Origin of the sequence: Geminocystis sp. NIES-3708 (assembly GCF_001548095.1) — a bacterium.
In the GTDB taxonomy this organism is placed as follows: Bacteria; Cyanobacteriota; Cyanobacteriia; order Cyanobacteriales; family Cyanobacteriaceae; genus Geminocystis.
In genome coordinates this window covers 1,015,379-1,033,253 of record NZ_AP014815.1, presented here as the reverse complement: position 1 = coordinate 1,033,253, position 17,875 = coordinate 1,015,379, and the positions used below count along the sequence as shown (strand labels likewise).

Genomic DNA, 17,875 nt, shown 5'->3' with positions numbered 1-17,875 from the left:
GCAATGATAAAATTCTGGGATAAATAAAATTATGACAAAATATGAACTCGAACTGTACGTAGAAGATTTATTTTTTCCTGATAATGATCAAAAATCACCAATAAGTGAATCTCAGTGGCAAAAATGGTTTGAAAAATGGTTAAATCTTGTTGATATTGATTTCGATGAAGATAAAATTTATGAAATAAGTCTTTTACTAACTGATGATAAAGAAATTCAAAGTTTAAATACTCAATTTCGCCATAAAAATCAACCTACTGATGTATTAACTTTTGCAGCCCTAGAAGCAGATTTTCCCGATCATGATTTGATGGATTCTGTTACCCTTGGGGATATTATTATGTCGGTGGAAACTGCCCAAAAACAAGCTCAATTACAACAGCATTCTCTCAAAACGGAATTAGCATGGTTAGCTAGTCATGGTTTTTTACATCTTTTAGGTTGGGATCATCCTGATGATGATTCTCTCAGAAAAATGCTCACCCAACAAGAGTTTCTTCTTAATGCTATTGGTTTACAATCTCCTGCTGTGGCTGATTTTTTCTTTTGAGGGATTATCCATATTTTTCTTCTTTCCCACAACTTTAAGTCGGAATAGCTTCTCCGGGGCGTAATTTTGCCCATTTACCTATTTCTTCTATAAAACTTTCACAGCCAACCACATCCCACTCAGTCTCAATATAATTATCTTTAGTACGGATATTGACATTAATAGAAGGTTGTAGTGGCTCAAAATCAGGATTTTCGTTTAGATGGGGTTGTTGATGTTGCTCTTCTACCGCAAAATAAGCATGACAACGATCTACATATAAACAGTTAACACAAATACACATAATTTTTTTCCTGTCAACTTACTTATTTATTAAATGTAGCTCAAATTTTTTATAATTAACAGATTTTACTTTTCAATTTTTATTTGTCTATTATTTTTGTAATTTATTAACTTAAATATTAAGAAATGTAACCAACTTTGACAGGCTGTCATTTGACAATAAAAAACAAATTGAGGAAGATCAGAAACGAGAATCATTGAAAACTATTCAAACCTTAAAAATGAAAAAAATTATTAGTTTAATATTGTTATTAATCACCGTTGCAACTTTCAGTTTTAGTTCACCAGCATTAGCTGATGCGGCTAATGGGGCTGCCATTTTTAGTGCTAATTGTGCTTCTTGTCACATGGGTGGTAAAAATGTCGTTAATGCAGCTAAAACTCTACAAAAAGCTGATTTAGAAAAATACGAAATGTATAGCTTAGAAAGTATTAAAACTCAAGTAACTAAAGGTAAAGGTGCAATGCCTTCTTTTAGTGGACGTTTAACAGCAGAACAAATTGAAGATGTAGCAACTTATGTTCTTTCTCAAGCTGATAATGGTTGGAAATAATTAATAATTAACAATTAATAATCAACGATTAACAATTAACAATTAACAACTCAGAAAAAATAGTTGATGACCTTTGGGATATATTCGATACAATATTTTAAGGTCAAATAAAATCAAAGTTTGTTCATGTCAAATTTAAAAACACAATTACAACAACAAATAGCACAAATGGATTGGAAAGATTTAATTCCTCATGCTCAAAGAGATGCTTTAATTGTAGTTGATCAAAATTTAGATTTAATTGAAGTGGGTTATGCCATCGCCGAAGATAAAACAAATTTAGTCGAAAATTGGATTAGTGAGCAGTTGATTCAAAAACCGACTACTCAACAATTAAGTTTATGGAATAGTAAACCTGATTATCAATTCAATACAATCATTGTCCAACCTTTTGTTTTAATTTCTCCTTCCGTTTAACCACCAAAAATAATTTTTGATAAAATCACAAAAAAATTTGCCTAAAGTAACCTATACAAGGTAATTTATAGATTAATTTTAGATTCTTGGATTAGGTTATATGAGAATTTTAGTTACAGGTGGTGCGGGATTTGTAGGATCTCATCTTGTTGATCGTCTTATGAATCAAGGTCATGAAGTATTATGTTTAGATAACTTTTATACAGGCAATAAAAGCAATATCGAGCAATGGTTTAATAACCCACGTTTTGAACTAATTCGTCATGATATTACAGAACCCATTAGGTTAGAAGTAGATCAAATTTATCATTTAGCTTGTCCAGCTTCTCCCATTCATTACCAATTTAATCCCGTCAAAACAACAAAAGTTAACGTAATGGGAACTTTAAATATGTTAGGGTTAGCTAAACGAGTTAAAGCTAGATTTTTATTAGCCTCCACATCTGAAGTTTATGGAGATCCTGATGTACATCCTCAACCTGAAGAATATAGAGGAAATGTAAATTGTATAGGGATTCGTAGTTGTTATGATGAAGGTAAAAGAGTCGCAGAAACTCTTACTTTTGACTATTATCGTGAGCATAAAGTAGAGATTCGAGTAGCAAGAATTTTTAATACTTATGGCGCTAGAATGCTAGAAAAAGACGGACGTGTTGTTAGTAATTTTATTGCTCAGGCTATTCGAGGTATTCCCTTAACAGTATATGGTGATGGTTCACAAACCCGTAGTTTTTGCTATGTTTCCGACTTAGTTGAAGGATTGATGCGTTTAATGAATAATGATTATGTTGGTCCTATAAACCTAGGAAATCCGGGGGAATATACTATTTTACAATTGGCACAAACTATCCAAGAAATGGTAAATCCTGACATTGAATTGGTTTACAAACCTTTACCAGAAGACGATCCTAAACAACGTCAGCCTGATATTACCAAAGCAAAACATTATTTAGACTGGCAACCTACTATTCCTCTAGTGGAGGGTTTAAAAATCACCATCGATGATTTTCGTCGTCGTATTGAAAATAATTAGACAATTTTTAGGGGTGAATGTCATTCACCCAGAGAATTAACTAATTTAGATTATTAACAAAATTATTGATTAAGGAGAAAGTTATGCGTGTTTGTGTCATTGGCACTGGATATGTCGGATTAGTTACAGGAGTATGTTTAGCTCATATTGGTCATGATGTAATATGTGTCGATAATAATGAAGAAAAAGTAAAACTAATGAAACGAGGACAATCCCCTATATATGAGCCAGGATTGTCAGAATTGATGCACTCTTGTATGAATAGTGGGAAGTTAAATTTTACTACAGATTTGGGTGCAGGAGTGAATCATGGTGAGATTTTATTTATCGCTGTTGGCACTCCACCTTTACCCACAGGAGAAAGTGATACCCGTTATGTAGAAGCTGTTGCACGGGGGATTGGTAATAATCTTAACGGTGGTTATAAAGTAATCGTCAATAAATCAACTGTCCCCATTGGCTCAGGAGATTGGGTACGCATGATCGTCTTAGATGGTTTCAAAGAAAAACAAAGCCAAACTTTAGGAGACGGTTTTGTGATGACGGAAGAATCAACTCCTATATTTGATGTGGTTAGTAATCCCGAATTTTTGCGAGAAGGTAGTGCCGTTTATGACACTTTTAATCCTGATCGTATTGTTTTAGGTAGTGGTAGTGAAAAAGCTATCGCTATGATGAAGGAATTATATGAGCCTTTAGTTAATCGTAGTTTTTCCTATGATCATACTTTACCACCAGTACCTTTAGTTGTAACTGATTTAAGCTCGGCGGAAATGATTAAATATGCGGCAAATGCCTTCTTAGCCACAAAAATCAGTTTTATCAATGAAGTGGCAAATATTTGCGATCGAGTAGGAGCAGACGTGACACAGGTAGCTCAAGGTATTGGTTTAGACTCCCGTATTGGTAGTAAATTTTTACAAGCTGGTATTGGTTGGGGGGGATCATGTTTTCCTAAAGATGTGTCAGCATTAATACATACTGCCCATGATTATGGCTACGAAACCGAATTAATGAATGCCGCAGTGAAGGTAAATGAGCGTCAAAGAGTAATTATTATCGAAAAACTCCAACATGAATTAAAAATCTTGAAAGGAAAAGTAGTGGGATTATTGGGGTTAACCTTTAAACCTGATACTGATGATATGCGTGATGCACCAGCGTTGAATATCATCCAAGAATTAAATCGTCTTGGTGCTAAAGTTAAAGCTTATGATCCTATCGTATCCCAAACAGGCTTAAGTCATGGACTTTCTGGTGTCATTATCGAAAGTAATGCTGAGATGTTAGCCGATGGTTGTGACGCTTTGGTGTTAGTCACTGACTGGCAAGAATTTTTAAAACTTGACTTATCCAAAATGAGAAAATTAGTTAAAAATCCTCTTATCATTGACGGGCGTAATTTTCTTGATTGTAAAGCCATCGAAGAAGCAGGTTTTCATTATATAGGCATCGGAAGATAGTTAATATTAATAAGTAATAAGTAATAAAGAAAGGCTTAATTTTTAATTTGATTACGCCAAGAGGATAAATGATTTTTCACGTTTTCATATACTTGTTTTTCTTCTGGGGTGACATTAGTTTGCTGAAGATAATTGTCAATGACATTAATACAATTATTTAATCCAGTTATATCAATGATGTCACCTTCTCTATAGATTAATAAGTTTCTCGCAGTATGATCTCCAGAACGGGAACGAATATAATAATAACGACAACGGTTAGCTTGTATTCCTAAAGATTGTGTCTGTTGACTATAACTTTTTATAGGAAAGAATACGCTTATTATTATTATGATTATTATTACGGGATTTTTAAACATATTTAACATTTTTAATATTTTGAAAAAATTATACGCTAAAACACATTTAACTTGTATCTTTTAAAATTAGTAAAAAATTAAAAAAACTCTTATCCATTGCTAATTATCTACCGCCACCTAAGCCCATAAAGTCTTCTGAGACGGTATAGAATCTTGTTATTTTATATTAATTAACTAATTTGAGTTAGCTTATCTAATTTACCGAATAATAAGATATTATCACCAGCTTTAATATCCTTCTCCGCATCAGGAAAACGAATATATTGATTTTTACGTCTAATGCCTTGAATAATAACTCCAGACTGTTTTTGTTGTTTGATTTCCTCTAGTTTTTGACTGGCAAGATCACTATTTTTAGGTATTGATACCCAAAGACAGGATTCTCCTTCCTTCGGTAACATGACTTTTTCTTTCGCTAAATAATCAAAAGCCTCAAAATCTTCTGGTGCACCTACTAGCAATAATTTATCATCTTTTTCAAAAACTGTTTGTGCAGGAGGGTAGTCTAATTTTTCGCCGTTTGAGCGTTTAATTTCAATGATACTTACTCCAGTTAAGCGACGCACATGGGCTTTTTCCAGAGTCATACCAATTAAAGATGATTCTGCAGGTAAAGTGTACCATTTATTATTCATGGTACTGACAGCTTCTTCTAGTTCTCTTAAAATTTCTTCATCAGAGCGTTCAGGTTGTAGTTGAAGATATTGAGATTGCCTGATTTCTTGGATTTTTTGTTGAATTATAAGTTTTGATACTCCTAATACTCTTAGTAAATGTCCTGAAAGTTCCAAACTAGCTTCAAACTCTGGTTGTATAACCTCTTTTGCACCTAGTTGATACAGCATTTCAATATCTTCTGCATCGTTAGCCCGTACTACCATATCTAATTCAGGATTAATTTGTAACGCTCTTTTGACACATAATCTTGAACTCATGGAATCGGGTAAGGCGATCGCCATAGCTTTGGCACTACAAACTTCTGCTTTTTCCAAAACCACTAAACTTGAGGCACTACCGTAAAGATAAGGTATTTTTTTGTCCCTAAGTTTTTTGATTTTTTCTTCAGATTGATCAATGACTAACACTTTATGTCCTTGATTTAATAAAAGTTTAACGACATTTTTGCCAACTCTTCCATAACCACAAACAATAACATGATTCTTAAAGGTTGATTCTTCAGAAATTTCTATGGGTTTTTCTAATGTTGCAAACCAATTTTCAAAAGTAGGAGAAGATTCTGCCTCAGATAAGATAATGGGTAAAAATTTGAGTACAAAAGGAGTTACAACTAAAGTCATCGCCGTAGTTCCTAAGACTAACATATAAATATCATTAGAAATCAAAGAAAAATCCCTACCTTTATCGGCTAAAACAAAAGAAAATTCTCCAATTTGGGCTAATCCGAATCCTGCTATCAAGGCAGTTTTAAGAGGATAACGAAATAGTATAACTAAAGGAGTAATAATTAATGATTTACCAACAAATACTAAGGATACTAATCCTAAAATTAAAGCTAAATTATTCCAAAGGAATACAGGATCAATTAAAATACCGATGGACACGAAAAATGCCGCCGCACAAATATCTCGTAAAGGCTCAACATAATCAAGGGTTTGATCTGAATATTCCACTTCAGAAATCATTAAACCTGCTACGAATGCACCCATTTCAGTTGATAAGCCGATTTCTCCTGTTAATAAAGCAATACATAAACATAAAGCCACCACCCCTAATAAAAATATTTCCTTACTTTCTGTTTTTGCCAATAATTTTAAATATGGTGGAATTAACCACTTACCTACGGCGATCGCACCTAAAGCAAATAAAGCCAATTTGAGTAAAGCAACACCAATAGCAATACCAATTTCATCAATAGGTTGATTTAAAGCAGGTAATACTGCTAACATTAAACCTAATGCTAAATCTTGAACTATGAGGATACCAAGCATAACTTGACCATGAGAAGTCCCAGTTTCATTGGATTCCATCAAAGCTTTAATCACCACAGCAGTAGAAGAAAGAGATAAAAGTTCCCCTAAAAAAATACCTTCAGGAATAGATGCTACCCATCCCACTGTAAAAGAAATAAAAGCAGTGATGCCGATGGTTAAGGCAAGTTGTAAACCTCCACCTCCTAAGCTAATATTTCTAACCTTATTTAACTCTGCAAAAGAAAATTCTACACCGATAGCAAAGAGTAAGAAAGTTACACCTAATTCGGCGATGGTTTCTACAATTTCATAATCATGAATTAATCCTAATTCAAAAGGACCAACAATAATTCCAGCTAATAAATATCCTAAGATAACAGGTTGTTTTAAAATTGAAGCTAACAACCCTCCGAAGGCTGCGGCAGAAAAAAGTGCGATTAAATCAGTCATTGAAGTTGTTTAAAATTTTCTTTCTGATTATAACGAATAAAGTTGAGACAAAAAACCGATGAATTGAACTATTAGTTTGATAATTATTACTAATTTTTAATAGTCATAAACTTTAATTTTTTCGTGTTTCTAAAAATTCCTCAATAACTTCATTAAATGGTTGTGGTTGTACCAAAAAAGCCCAATGATTACTAGGCACAGTTTTGATGGTTAAATTAGACAAATAAGTTTTAAAAGGTTGAAGTTGCCATGATGTTCGATTTAATCCCTTTTCAGGCTGAATAAATAAAGTAGGAATTACTAATTTTTCCGTTAAACCAGCTTGTAACATAACATCCGTAAAAATTTCATTTCTTGCTTCAAGAACAAATTTACTTGACCATGTACCATCATCATTTTTTTTGATACTATTTTGAAATACTTTTTCCTGTAGTGGTGTCCATCCTTGATATTGTTTTAATGTTTTTGCTAAATTTTCGGCTTTTTCATAAGTGGTGAAATTACCCGTCATTTTCAGGAAAGGTAAAACTTGATAAAGAAACGGAAAAGTTATTTTAAAAACATCAGGTATTTTATTAATATAAAAAGGATCAACTAAAATCATACTTAAAAAATAATCAGGATTTTTTGTTGCCCAAATAGGTACTAATTTTGCCGTCCAAGAATGTGCTAAAATATGAATCTTTTGCCAACCTAAATAATTAATCAATGCTTCTAAATCGCTAATTATATCTTCAGTAAAATATCCTGTTTCTGGTTTACTACTATCACCATGTCCTCTTAAATCAGGAGCAATAATATGATAGTTATCTTTTAAATGTTCTCCTAAACTTGTCCATACAAAAGCGTTATCAGCCATGCCATGTAATAACATTAAAGGAGTTTTTCCTTGATTCCATTCTAAGTAAGAAATCTGAATTTTATCATCTTTAATAAAAGTTTTTCGTTCCATAATTATTAAATATATTTTAAGAATATTTTTGTTAGCAATTACTAATGTTTAATTATTCATGACAATAAAGCCTAATAATCCTCCGCCTAAAACTAACCATGCAGAGTTTACCTGATAACAAAAAATTATTATTGTTGTTACTATCGTTAAAATTAAAGTCAAGGAATCGATAACTGACGTACGAATTAAAATAAATGTAACTCCTGCCATTAAGCCTAAAGAAGCAGTATTAACTCCATCTAAAAAACTACTCGCCGATTGAGAATTACGAATTTTATTTACCCAAGGATTAACCAATAAAACCAAAAGAAAAGAAGGTAAAAATATGCCAACAGTAGCAGAAATTGCACCTAAATTTCCCGCAACTAAATAACCAACAAATGTCGCTGTTGTAAAAATAGGTCCAGGAGTTAATTGTCCGATGGCGATCGCATCTAACAGTTGTTCAGAAGTTAACCATTGATAATTTTCTACTAAATCTCGCTGTAAAAATGCCAATAAAACATAACCGCCACCGTAAAGAAGACTACCAATTTTGAGGAAAGCTAAAAATATATTTAATCCACTGGGAATAAATGTTAAATTAACGCTATTTTGAGCCAATAATCCTGAAAATGGCAATAAAAGAGCACCTTGCATCTTATTTTTAGCAAAATTTTCATATACCATTACTCCCAATCCTACCACCAATAAAATAATCACCTCATCACCACCAAAAAAGAAGCCTACAGTAGCTAAAATACCTCCTATGGTAGTAGGAATATTTTTCATGGCTTTTTTACCCAATTTCCACAAAGCTTGAATAATAATAGCGATAACAACAGGTTTAATACCGTACAATAACCATTCGGCAGAAGGTACATTTTCGTAACGCACATATAAAATAGCCAAAATCCAGACGATAGCCATAGCAGGAAAAATGAAGCAACTACCAGCAACGATTAACCCTTTCCAACCAGCTTTTTCATAGCCGATATGAATAGCTAACTCTGTAGAATTAGGACCAGGTATTAAGTTTGTTACTCCTAATAAATCCAACAGTTTTTCTCGACTCATCCACTGCCGTTTATTAACAATTTCCTCATCCATCATCGCAACATGGGCGGCGGGACCACCAAAGGCGATCGCACCTAGCTTTAAAAAGACTTTAGCAATTTCTGTTAATGGTTGTTTCTTATTCTCAGGCATAACAATTAAATCCTGTTGAATATATTACAAAAATCGTTAAAAAGATCAATTTTCCTGTAAAACATCTTTTTCATCTCCTTGTCTTGTAGTGTCCCTTATCTTGAACATTTTTCTTCTGTCGAACTGGGGTAAATTGGGATCATAAATTGATCCAGTACATGATAATCTTGAAAGTGGCAAATTTTATTATAAATTAATATTTACGAAAGTAAATTAACAATAAATCAGCATGGTTGCAGTACAAGAAAAAACAAACGTCGGTAAAATCGTTCAGGTAATTGGGCCGGTGGTTGATGCTGAATTTCCTAGCGGCAGTCTTCCCCGTATTTATAACGCTATTCGTGTTGAAGGTACTAATGAAGCAGGACAAGAAGTTTCTGTTACCTGTGAAGTACAACAGCTTTTAGGTGATAATCAAGTTCGTGCCGTATCCATGACTACCACTGATGGTTTAGTTAGAGGCATGAGAATTGTTGATTTAGGTGCACCTATCAGTGTTCCTGTTGGTAAAGCAACTTTAGGACGTATTTTCAACGTTTTAGGTGAACCTGTAGATGAAAAAGGGCCTGTTAATACCACCGAAACTTCTCCTATTCACCGTAAAGCTCCTGCTTTCACTGATTTAGATACCAAACCTACCGTATTTGAAACTGGTATCAAAGTTGTGGACTTATTAACCCCTTATCGTCAAGGCGGTAAAATTGGTTTATTTGGTGGTGCTGGTGTTGGCAAAACCGTTATTATGATGGAATTAATCAACAACATCGCTATTCAACATGGTGGTGTATCTGTGTTTGGTGGTGTAGGTGAGCGTACTCGTGAAGGTAATGACCTCTACAACGAAATGATTGAGTCTAAGGTAATCGACTCTGAAAATCCTGAAAACTCCAAAATTGCTCTAGTTTATGGACAAATGAACGAGCCTCCCGGAGCAAGAATGCGTGTAGGATTATCTGCACTGACTATGGCAGAATACTTCCGTGACGTTAACAAACAAGACGTATTGCTCTTTATTGATAATATTTTCCGCTTCGTTCAAGCTGGTTCTGAAGTATCTGCACTTCTAGGAAGAATGCCCTCTGCGGTAGGTTATCAGCCCACTCTCGGTACAGATGTAGGTGAATTACAAGAACGTATTACCTCCACCAAAGAAGGTTCTATCACCTCTATTCAAGCGGTATATGTACCTGCGGACGATTTAACCGATCCTGCTCCTGCTACTACCTTTGCTCACTTAGACGGTACTACAGTATTGTCTCGTGGTTTGGCTTCTAAAGGTATTTATCCTGCGGTTGATCCCCTTGATTCCAGTAGTACAATGTTACAACCTAGTATTGTTGGTGAAGATCACTATAACACTGCTCGTGCTGTACAGTCCACTTTACAACGTTATAAAGAATTACAAGATATTATTGCGATTCTCGGTTTAGATGAATTATCTGAAGAAGATCGCTTAGTGGTTGATCGTGCTCGTAAAATTGAACGTTTCTTATCTCAACCTTTCTTTGTCGCTGAAGTATTCACTGGTAGCCCCGGTAAATATGTAACTTTAGCTGACACCATTAAAGGATTCAATAAAATTCTTTCTGGTGAATTAGATAGCTTACCTGAACAGGCTTTTTATATGGTTGGTTCTATTGAGGAAGTAATCGCTAAAGCTGAAAAAATGAAAGGCTAATTTCATTTAATGAACAATTAACAATGAACAATTAATCAATAGTTAGAGTTTTGATCCTTTGTTTCACAATAAGGGTTTTAATTCTAACTTATAAATTTTTAATTGTGCTTCACATAAGATTATAAGTATTAAATTTACAATTAAATTATGACTTTAACAGTAAGAGTAATTACCCCAGATAAGACTGTGTGGGATCAAACTGCTCAGGAGGTAATTTTACCAAGTAGTAGTGGACAATTAGGCATTTTAACAGATCACGCACCTTTATTAACTAATCTTGATATTGGTGTCATTCGTGTTCGCTCTGATAAAGAATGGAAATCCATTGCTGTTATGGGTGGTTTTGCGGAAGTGGAACAAAATGAAGTTAAAATTTTGGTCAATGGTGCTGAATTAGGGGACTCTATTAATAAAGAAGAAGCTCAGAATGGTTTAGCAGAAGCTCAAAAATCTCTCGAACAAGCTACAACTTCTGGTGATATTCGTTTGCAAATGAAAGCGACTCAGAATGTAAAAAAAGCTAGAGCCAGATTACAAGCCGCTAGTTAAAAATGAATAATTAGGCTCTGTTGAAAAAGTGTAAATAAAGTTCTTTTAAAAACTATGACTTAAAACACTTTAGATTGATTCAGCAGAGCCTATTTATATTTCATCACTCATAATTTTTAAGCGAATCATTTTATCTCCTCCATCGTCTAAATGTAATTCGATCATTTCACTGGTGAGTTTTTCTAAACAACTTAATAGCGATCGCAAATTAGGACTACTCGCACCAGTTTCTACATAAAGACGATCTGCTACACTACCTAGTTTTTTCCATAAAGTATATAATTTACCGACAGTTTGTTCTAAATTTGTAGCTTGTTTAACTAAATCTGCGGTAATACTTAAACAATCTAATCTCAACGCCTCATCTAAGGCTCTTTCTATATCTACACTAGAACCTCTTAAGGTTTCAACTTGAGAAGCAGAATCTAAATATTTAGATAAGCTTTTGGCTGTGGAAGTCATTTGTTTAACGGTATCAACATCTGGATTTTCCTCTACTTCTTTACGAATTTCGGCAATTTGTTCTTCAGGTAATTTTTCTAATTCTTTTACCAAAGGTGCTAAATGTCGAGGGGGTAATGATCCATCTACGGCTTTTTCTTTAACAATATCAGGCAATAAATCGGAATTCATCGCTGTATATTCATCTGTTAATTGTTTGACTTCTCGACGAGTAATACGATCACCATTTTGAGCGGCTTCACTAACTAATTTTTGAATTTCTGGATCAGCTTTAGCGGTTTCCACAAAAGCGCGTTTACTAAAATTATTAATCGCTTCAGGATCTAATTTTCCGTCTTCTAATAGAGTATCAGCACTATTAGCTAACTGAATAAAAGCATAAGCTTGACTCTTGGTAATTTCTCTATTTTTGAGCCAATTAAGAAAACCTGTACCTCTACCTTCTCCCCCATGCTTTTCTCTATCTCTGACGGTGCGCAAAATCCTACCACGCCAAATATCAGTTTGTAAATCGAAGCGCTCGCAAACTTTCCAACTATTTTCCACTTGTTGCAGAAACTCCTCCTCCGCAATACCGTCATCTTCAGGATTCGGTAAATCAAAATCTAAATCTGCGGGAATCGATAAAGCCTGAGCAATATCGATAGTTGAAGGGGGAGTATCTATCATAACTTTATATTCCTATAGTTAAATCAAAAAAATGACACTTTCATAAAATACCATTTTTTGACGATGAACTCTTTAGTTTTTTTAAAAAAGACAGAGATAGTTTGTAATTTTATGGACAGGTATTGATGTATTAACTTACTTTTCAGATGTTAACCTAAATGGAATTACTCCTAATTCTTTTATTCCATGAGCATACCCATTTGAAAATGCTCTTTTTTTGTCTTATAAATATTACTCTAATAATGCTTAATTTTATATAAATAAAAGCATTAACAAGCCATTTTTCGATTTATATATATAAACATCTTTTGATTCTTTTTTTACTACTAAATAATAGATAAAAAATCAATTAATTTTTGACGATATTTTCGCTGACTCCAGAAATAGAAGCTAAAATTATCCATCCTAAAATATTTAATCTTAAGTCAAAAATGCTGACATCAAATAAGTTAAAAATAATAAAACTACTAAATACGACTAAATAACTAAATAAGATAATTCCTTGAGATTTTTGCAATTTTAATCTATTTAATGCTTGAATTCCTTGCCATAAAATTCTCCCTATGATGAACATGATTACACCTAAAGTTATTAATCCTGTCTCTGCACCAAACATTAAAAATAAGTTGTGGGGATGTCCTAAATAAATTGATGTTTTTTCTTCATACAATACACTAAAATTTCTTAAACCCCACCCGAAAAAAGGACGATCTGTAATTAAATCAAAACAATAACGCCACTGACTAGATCTTAAAGTAGGTAAAGGACGATCTGGATACATCTGATCTGATAATCGTTGCCATAAAAAACTAGGAACAATTTTTCTTGTCCAATTTTGTCCGGGTAAATTACCAAAAGAAGCCCAGCTAACTATAAATCCTCCAAAAGCTAATAATTGTAAAATTACATACCAATTTGAATAAATAGCAAAAGCGATAAAACTAAAAAAAGTTATGATCCAACCGTTACGAGAACTTGTTAAAATTAAGCCAATGAGATTGAGAATAATTGTTGAAATTAACAATAAATCTATTTGATTAAATTTATGTTTTTCTCGGCGGTAAATGATTAATGCCAAAGTGAAAGTTAAGGCTGTTGTTAAATATAAAGTTAATGGATTAGCATGGGGAAAAACTGAGGACATTCTGCCTTCTGGTATGCCATAAGCTATTAATCTCCATCCAGATAGCTTAAAAAATAAATCTGGTGTTTGCCAACCTAATTTGACTTCACCAATTCCTAGTAAAACTATAATAACTGAGTTTAAAATAATGGGTAAAATAATAAAAAATAACTGGTTATAATTACTAATTAAAGTTCTCAAACCTAAAAACATTAAGAAAAAAGGTACAAAATGAACTAATCCTAAAAAAGATTCTGATGAATTATAAGCAAAAATAGAAGCTATTATCATCAAAACGGTTACAATAATAAAACTATAACTTAAATTATTTTTAATAATATTTTTGTAGTTATTTATCCATGATTTTAAAATTACAAAGAATAAAACAAGAATTCCTAAAAAAGATTGAAATGGTAAGATTAGGATACTTAGAGATAAAAGTTTTAAATCAGTGTATTCAGGATCATTATAAGTTTTAATAAACATTATATTTTTGTGTACGTTAATATCAATTGCTAGACTGTTTCAAAGTTTAAAACTAATCTTTCGGAAGAATTATTATTGAGATTAAAATTTTTATTTTTTTCTGTATATTTTGCCACTTGATTAAATACTACAATTCCAATAATAGAAAGTATCGTTATACTCAAAACACTTCGGAGAACATTATTATTTTTAAGACTATTTTTTTGTCTTTTTGGTAATATTTTACTAGGAGTAATTTCTGTATTTTTAGAAATAGTTTTTTCAAAAAAAATTCTTGCTTTTTCTTTATTTCTTTTTCCCGTAATAATAAAATCTAAAGTATTACCTTGTGCATCCAATGCTCTATATAAATATTTTCTCCTTCCCCTTAATTTAAAAGGTATTTGTACTACTCTCCAACCCTTTTTTCTTCTTCTTTCTGTCTCCCGAAATCTTTTCATCGCTCTAGGAGTATATTCTTGTATTATAGCATTAATAGTACGAGGATCAATTTTAAAACCTCTTTGCTGCATTACCATTTTCAATTGAGAGTAGCTTAATCTTTCTGTTACATACCACTGAATACATAGTAAAATAATCTCTTCTCTAATTTGATCCCAAGGATCATGACTAGCACTCCTCATGTTTTATTTACCTCATTAAGTGGCTTTTCTTTCTAATAATTTTAAATTTAATAATACCACTATTTTATCTTGAAAGTTATTGATAAAACCAATATTATTAGCTAATTTATTAATAATTAATAATTAGTAAAAAAATAACAAAAAGTAATTTTAATCTATGAATTTGTTGATTAGTATTTAAAATAAAAAGTAAGTCAGGGGTTCAAAAAATATTTTCAAAGACCTTTTATATATATTTTTCTTTTACCCTCATCAATCACTTTTTTATTTATAAAATTTTAAATATTTTTCATTCTAGCACTACTTCTCGAACGCACCGGAGGGGTTTTTAAAGGCTGATTTTCGATGGGTTGATCTTGTTTTTGTTTTGCTTTAGCGGCACTACGACGTAATGCTTGTAAACGCTCTTCATATTTTTTCCGTTGACTGCGATTAGGAGTTTGTTCAATAATAGTTTTAAATGCACTACCTAAACTTTGATAAGCATTTTTCATGGAATAACCGAAACGAGTAGCAATAATAATCGCTTTTTCATCGGCTTCAATGGCTTCCTTGAGATTTTTTTCCCCATTGTTTTTTTGCCATAAACGATAACCTGAAATACCACATAAACCTAAAGCTAACAATAACAATAAACCATCTTGTACCCAAAGTTCACCTACCGCACCACCTAAACCAATGGCCAATGCTGCCATTTCCCAACCTTCACGGGGAATAGTATCATTTTGAATACGAGCAACTTCATGCCAAAACATTAGATTACGTTGATCAATTGCTAGATTTTCCCACTTAACCAAATCAATTTGAATCTCGATTTCATCTTTTCCTAATTCCTCAGTGCGTATTAACGGAGGATTAACTTCTGTAGAGGCTTCTATCATAACCCAACTTTGCAACTCGGGGGGAAGTAAAGTTTTGAGTCTTCTCAATTCATTCATTTCGGCTCTAGCGGAGGAAGTTGTGTAAGAAGTCATATAATTATTCTGAGTAGATCTATATTTTAATAGATTTAATTTTATTCTATGGTAGTCTTATTTAATTTTAGTTGCCAATTTTAACATGGAACGTGGTTTATTATGGTTGCCTTTGCTAATAGTTTTTATTTGGTTAGCATGGAGCGGAAAAAAAGAATATCAAAAAGTTGAAGCTTATAAAGTATGGGCTGAAAAATTTGAACAATCTAAATATGATATTTATTCAGTTTTAGGAAAAAAAGGAGACTTAATAACATGGGGAAAACCCACTTCTAAAGGAATTATTCAGGAAACTACTTTTTCTTTGTCAAAGATCAATAAACTAGATATAACGGTAAAAGATAAAATAGCAGACATTAATAGTTTATCTGAAGATGGAGAAGGAAATTTACAATTTTTATTAACAAATAATGAAATCATAAATGTACCTTTTACTGATATTAATTTAACGATAAAATGGTTTAATTATTTACAGAAATTTATTAATGAAAATCCTAAAATTTAGAAAGAAAATAAATATATCAAATAAAATAATAATTAAAAATGATTGCTTTAACTGAACATCTCACTAAAGATGATGGATTAAATACAGATACGGTTGTAGAAATTAAAAACTTAGATTTTTATTACCATAATAATCATATTGAAAAACAAACCTTATTTGATATTAATTTAACCTTAAAAAAAGGTGAAGTTGTTATCATGAAAGGACCTTCTGGCTCAGGAAAAACTACGTTATTAACTTTGATGGGAGCTTTAAGAACTGCCACTCATGGAAGTTTAAAAGTGTTTGGTAAACAATTAGTTAATGCTGATAATAATTTATTAATTGAAACTAGAAGAAATATTGGTTATATCTTCCAAGCTCATAATTTGTTAAAATCTCTTACGGCTAGACAAAATGTTCAAATGTCTATGGAATTACACTCAGAATTTTCTACCAGAGAAGCGAAACAAAAGTCCATCGAAATGCTAACAGCTGTGGGATTAGGTGATAGAATCGACTATTATCCTGATAATCTTTCTGGTGGACAAAAACAACGAGTTGCCATTGCCAGAGCCTTAGTATCTCATCCTCAATTGGTTTTAGCGGATGAGCCTACTGCCGCCTTAGATAGTAAATCTGGTCGAGATGTAGTAGAAATTATGCAAAAATTAGCTAAAGAGCAAGGTTGCACTATTCTTATTGTCACCCATGATGATCGTATTTTAGATGTAGCTGAAAGAATTATTGAGTTAGAAGATGGATTGTTAGTTTAATATAGATCTTGTATCAGTACTTTTATACTGAAAGACAAAAAAATCAATTTCTCTTTAGTTAAGGTCAATTTTTCCTACTATTGCCCATTGCCTACCTTAACCGATAATTCAAGATCTCAGTTTAAACCTTCACTTTATTTAAAGTTTAAAAAGAATTAATTATTTTTAGGAGTAAATACGATTTATATAGACATAGTGTTTACTCAAATATAAGATAAATATCTCAAATTATTTATGATTGATTTTCAGAAAACCCTACCTAAATAAATTCGGTTTTCCCTCTACTAAGCTCATAAAATTATGACACCATAAAGATAACAAAAAATTCGATAGTTCATTATCAATTAACTTATAAGGAGGAAAAAAGTATGTCTTTAGTTCGTTTTTATCCCTTATCAGATATTAATAGTTTACATCGTCAAATGAACCGACTTTTTGATGAAATCACTTCTTGGGATAATACTAATAATACTGTGTTAAAACCATCAGTAGAATTATTAGATAATCAAGACACTCTGACTTTAAGAGTTTTAATACCGGGAATTGATAAAAAAGATCTTGATATTAGTGTTACCAGCGAAGCAGTAAAAATTAGCGGGGAATATCGTAGTCAAAAAGAAAATAAAGATAATGGTTACTATGTTTCTGAATTTAATTATGGTAAATTTGAACGAACTATTAATTTACCAGTAGCCATTCAAAATGAAAAAGTAAGTGCAGATTACAAAGATGGTATCTTAACTTTAAATTTACCTAAAATTGAACAAGCTCAAAACAAAGTATTTAAAGTTAGTTTATCTGAGGATGGTCAACCTACTTTAGAAGCAAAACATGATCAATAGTTTTGAGTTTTTCTCTAAATTTGACTATTA

19 protein-coding genes are annotated in these 17,875 nt (G+C 32.2%); 10 read left to right on the top strand and 9 right to left on the bottom strand.

What is annotated here, in order from left to right; translation table 11 throughout:
• Nucleotides 1-31: 31 nt before the first annotated feature.
• Complete coding sequence (gene ybeY, locus GM3708_RS04505) at nt 32-550, top strand: rRNA maturation RNase YbeY (RefSeq protein WP_066344461.1); 519 nt, start codon at nt 32-34, stop codon at nt 548-550.
• A gap of 34 nt (nt 551-584) precedes the next feature.
• Here the strand turns inward: ybeY and GM3708_RS04500 are convergent, their stop codons facing one another.
• The gene (locus tag GM3708_RS04500; RefSeq protein WP_066344460.1) at nt 585-833 is read right to left on the bottom strand and encodes a Ycf34 family protein; all 249 of its coding nucleotides are present in this window, start codon (nt 831-833) and stop codon (nt 585-587) included.
• A gap of 220 nt (nt 834-1,053) precedes the next feature.
• On the opposite strand from GM3708_RS04500, the gene petJ reads away from it, so the two are divergent.
• From petJ to GM3708_RS04480, 4 genes are all read left to right on the top strand, one after another.
• On the top strand, nt 1,054-1,386 hold the full coding sequence (petJ, locus tag GM3708_RS04495) for a cytochrome c6 PetJ (protein ID WP_066344456.1): 333 nt from the start codon (nt 1,054-1,056) through the stop codon (nt 1,384-1,386).
• Between the two features lie 126 nt (nt 1,387-1,512).
• Nucleotides 1,513-1,803, top strand: coding sequence for a DUF2288 domain-containing protein (locus GM3708_RS04490; protein WP_066344454.1), 291 nt, complete (start codon nt 1,513-1,515; stop codon nt 1,801-1,803).
• A gap of 100 nt (nt 1,804-1,903) precedes the next feature.
• Nucleotides 1,904-2,836: a UDP-glucuronic acid decarboxylase family protein gene (locus tag GM3708_RS04485; RefSeq protein ID WP_066344452.1), complete on the top strand. Its 933-nt coding sequence runs from the start codon at nt 1,904-1,906 to the stop codon at nt 2,834-2,836.
• Nucleotides 2,837-2,919: 83 nt separating this feature from the next.
• Nucleotides 2,920-4,299 (top strand): UDP-glucose/GDP-mannose dehydrogenase family protein, encoded by a 1,380-nt coding sequence (locus tag GM3708_RS04480; protein WP_066344450.1) that lies wholly within the window; start codon nt 2,920-2,922, stop codon nt 4,297-4,299.
• Nucleotides 4,300-4,334: 35 nt separating this feature from the next.
• Here the strand turns inward: GM3708_RS04480 and GM3708_RS04475 are convergent, their stop codons facing one another.
• The 4 genes from GM3708_RS04475 to GM3708_RS04460 all read right to left on the bottom strand — a co-directional run bounded on the left by GM3708_RS04475 (nt 4,335) and on the right by GM3708_RS04460 (nt 9,179).
• Nucleotides 4,335-4,658: a hypothetical protein gene (locus GM3708_RS04475; protein WP_144439276.1), complete on the bottom strand. Its 324-nt coding sequence runs from the start codon at nt 4,656-4,658 to the stop codon at nt 4,335-4,337.
• Nucleotides 4,659-4,828: 170 nt separating this feature from the next.
• Entirely contained in the window at nt 4,829-7,039 is a 2,211-nt protein-coding gene (locus GM3708_RS04470; RefSeq protein WP_066344447.1) for a cation:proton antiporter, read from the bottom strand.
• A gap of 112 nt (nt 7,040-7,151) precedes the next feature.
• Nucleotides 7,152-7,994, bottom strand: a complete 843-nt coding sequence (locus GM3708_RS04465) for an alpha/beta fold hydrolase (RefSeq protein ID WP_144439275.1) — start codon at nt 7,992-7,994, stop codon at nt 7,152-7,154.
• A 45-nt stretch (nt 7,995-8,039) separates the two neighbouring features.
• Nucleotides 8,040-9,179 carry a chromate transporter gene (locus tag GM3708_RS04460; RefSeq protein ID WP_173644993.1) on the bottom strand — a complete coding sequence of 380 codons (1,140 nt, stop codon included), beginning with the start codon at nt 9,177-9,179 and terminating at the stop codon, nt 8,040-8,042.
• A 229-nt stretch (nt 9,180-9,408) separates the two neighbouring features.
• On the opposite strand from GM3708_RS04460, the gene atpD reads away from it, so the two are divergent.
• Both atpD and atpC read left to right on the top strand, forming a co-directional pair.
• On the top strand, nt 9,409-10,857 hold the full coding sequence (gene atpD, locus GM3708_RS04455; protein WP_066344443.1) for a F0F1 ATP synthase subunit beta: 1,449 nt from the start codon (nt 9,409-9,411) through the stop codon (nt 10,855-10,857).
• 147 nt (nt 10,858-11,004) lie between these two features.
• Nucleotides 11,005-11,406 carry an ATP synthase F1 subunit epsilon gene (gene atpC / locus GM3708_RS04450; RefSeq protein WP_066344440.1) on the top strand — a complete coding sequence of 134 codons (402 nt, stop codon included), beginning with the start codon at nt 11,005-11,007 and terminating at the stop codon, nt 11,404-11,406.
• A gap of 93 nt (nt 11,407-11,499) precedes the next feature.
• Here atpC and GM3708_RS04445 read toward each other — a convergent pair whose 3' ends face one another.
• From GM3708_RS04445 to GM3708_RS04430, 4 genes are all read right to left on the bottom strand, one after another.
• A complete protein-coding gene (locus GM3708_RS04445) occupies nt 11,500-12,537 on the bottom strand; it encodes a hypothetical protein (RefSeq protein WP_066344438.1) in 1,038 nt (345 codons plus the stop codon).
• 349 nt (nt 12,538-12,886) lie between these two features.
• Complete coding sequence (locus tag GM3708_RS04440) at nt 12,887-14,146, bottom strand: O-antigen ligase (RefSeq protein ID WP_066344436.1); 1,260 nt, start codon at nt 14,144-14,146, stop codon at nt 12,887-12,889.
• A 29-nt stretch (nt 14,147-14,175) separates the two neighbouring features.
• Nucleotides 14,176-14,769 carry a DDE-type integrase/transposase/recombinase gene (locus GM3708_RS04435; protein ID WP_066344434.1) on the bottom strand — a complete coding sequence of 198 codons (594 nt, stop codon included), beginning with the start codon at nt 14,767-14,769 and terminating at the stop codon, nt 14,176-14,178.
• 278 nt (nt 14,770-15,047) lie between these two features.
• Complete coding sequence (locus tag GM3708_RS04430; RefSeq protein ID WP_066344433.1) at nt 15,048-15,743, bottom strand: DUF3318 domain-containing protein; 696 nt, start codon at nt 15,741-15,743, stop codon at nt 15,048-15,050.
• Between the two features lie 85 nt (nt 15,744-15,828).
• Between GM3708_RS04430 and GM3708_RS04425 the strand changes: the two genes are divergently transcribed.
• The 3 genes from GM3708_RS04425 (at nt 15,829) to GM3708_RS04415 (ending at nt 17,845) form a co-directional block, all read left to right on the top strand.
• Nucleotides 15,829-16,248 carry a hypothetical protein gene (locus GM3708_RS04425; protein WP_066344432.1) on the top strand — a complete coding sequence of 140 codons (420 nt, stop codon included), beginning with the start codon at nt 15,829-15,831 and terminating at the stop codon, nt 16,246-16,248.
• Between the two features lie 38 nt (nt 16,249-16,286).
• Nucleotides 16,287-17,003 carry a DevA family ABC transporter ATP-binding protein gene (locus tag GM3708_RS04420; protein WP_066344431.1) on the top strand — a complete coding sequence of 239 codons (717 nt, stop codon included), beginning with the start codon at nt 16,287-16,289 and terminating at the stop codon, nt 17,001-17,003.
• Nucleotides 17,004-17,371: 368 nt separating this feature from the next.
• A complete protein-coding gene (locus tag GM3708_RS04415; RefSeq protein ID WP_066344430.1) occupies nt 17,372-17,845 on the top strand; it encodes an Hsp20/alpha crystallin family protein in 474 nt (157 codons plus the stop codon).
• The last annotated feature ends 30 nt before the right edge of the window (nt 17,846-17,875 follow it).

Coding starts and splice junctions, on each gene's coding strand:
- GM3708_RS04460 (WP_173644993.1), bottom strand. CDS start 9,179: ATGCCTGAGAATAAGAAACAACCATTAACAGAAATTGCTAAAGTCTTT.
- atpD (WP_066344443.1), top strand. CDS start 9,409: ATGGTTGCAGTACAAGAAAAAACAAACGTCGGTAAAATCGTTCAGGTA.
- GM3708_RS04480 (WP_066344450.1), top strand. CDS start 2,920: ATGCGTGTTTGTGTCATTGGCACTGGATATGTCGGATTAGTTACAGGA.
- GM3708_RS04420 (WP_066344431.1), top strand. CDS start 16,287: ATGATTGCTTTAACTGAACATCTCACTAAAGATGATGGATTAAATACA.
- GM3708_RS04485 (WP_066344452.1), top strand. CDS start 1,904: ATGAGAATTTTAGTTACAGGTGGTGCGGGATTTGTAGGATCTCATCTT.
- GM3708_RS04425 (WP_066344432.1), top strand. CDS start 15,829: ATGGAACGTGGTTTATTATGGTTGCCTTTGCTAATAGTTTTTATTTGG.
- GM3708_RS04430 (WP_066344433.1), bottom strand. CDS start 15,743: ATGACTTCTTACACAACTTCCTCCGCTAGAGCCGAAATGAATGAATTG.
- GM3708_RS04445 (WP_066344438.1), bottom strand. CDS start 12,537: ATGATAGATACTCCCCCTTCAACTATCGATATTGCTCAGGCTTTATCG.
- GM3708_RS04500 (WP_066344460.1), bottom strand. CDS start 833: ATGTGTATTTGTGTTAACTGTTTATATGTAGATCGTTGTCATGCTTAT.
- GM3708_RS04415 (WP_066344430.1), top strand. CDS start 17,372: ATGTCTTTAGTTCGTTTTTATCCCTTATCAGATATTAATAGTTTACAT.
- GM3708_RS04470 (WP_066344447.1), bottom strand. CDS start 7,039: ATGACTGATTTAATCGCACTTTTTTCTGCCGCAGCCTTCGGAGGGTTG.
- GM3708_RS04440 (WP_066344436.1), bottom strand. CDS start 14,146: ATGTTTATTAAAACTTATAATGATCCTGAATACACTGATTTAAAACTT.
- atpC (WP_066344440.1), top strand. CDS start 11,005: ATGACTTTAACAGTAAGAGTAATTACCCCAGATAAGACTGTGTGGGAT.
- GM3708_RS04490 (WP_066344454.1), top strand. CDS start 1,513: ATGTCAAATTTAAAAACACAATTACAACAACAAATAGCACAAATGGAT.
- GM3708_RS04475 (WP_144439276.1), bottom strand. CDS start 4,658: ATGTTTAAAAATCCCGTAATAATAATCATAATAATAATAAGCGTATTC.
- petJ (WP_066344456.1), top strand. CDS start 1,054: ATGAAAAAAATTATTAGTTTAATATTGTTATTAATCACCGTTGCAACT.
- GM3708_RS04435 (WP_066344434.1), bottom strand. CDS start 14,769: ATGAGGAGTGCTAGTCATGATCCTTGGGATCAAATTAGAGAAGAGATT.
- ybeY (WP_066344461.1), top strand. CDS start 32: ATGACAAAATATGAACTCGAACTGTACGTAGAAGATTTATTTTTTCCT.